Origin of the sequence: Achromobacter sp. SIMBA_011, assembly GCF_046535435.1 — a bacterium.
Classification (GTDB): domain Bacteria; phylum Pseudomonadota; class Gammaproteobacteria; order Burkholderiales; family Burkholderiaceae_B; genus Achromobacter; species Achromobacter dolens.
In genome coordinates this window covers 1-452 of the sequence record NZ_JAWRWN010000057.1, presented here as the reverse complement: position 1 = coordinate 452, position 452 = coordinate 1, and the positions used below count along the sequence as shown (strand labels likewise).

At 50.7% G+C, this 452-nt stretch carries 1 rRNA gene; it reads right to left on the bottom strand.

Annotated elements, in window-relative coordinates:
• Positions 1 to 452: ribosomal RNA gene (locus SB816_RS29880) — 23S ribosomal RNA — on the bottom strand; the annotation flags it as partial.

Genomic DNA, 452 nt, shown 5'->3' with positions numbered 1-452 from the left:
CTTAAACTTGGACAACCAACGCCAAGCTGGCCTAGCCTTCTCCGTCCCTCCATCGCAATAACCAGAAGTACAGGAATATTAACCTGTTTTCCATCGACTACGCTTTTCAGCCTCGCCTTAGGGACCGACTAACCCTGCGTCGATTAACGTTGCGCAGGAAACCTTGGTCTTTCGGCGTGGGTGTTTTTCACACCCATTGTCGTTACTCATGTCAGCATTCGCACTTCTGATACCTCCAGCAAGCTTCTCAACTCACCTTCACAGGCTTACAGAACGCTCCTCTACCGCATCACTTACGTGATACCCGTAGCTTCGGTGTATGGTTTGAGCCCCGTTACATCTTCCGCGCAGGCCGACTCGACTAGTGAGCTATTACGCTTTCTTTAAAGGGTGGCTGCTTCTAAGCCAACCTCCTAGCTGTCTAAGCCTTCCCACATCGTTTCCCACTTAAC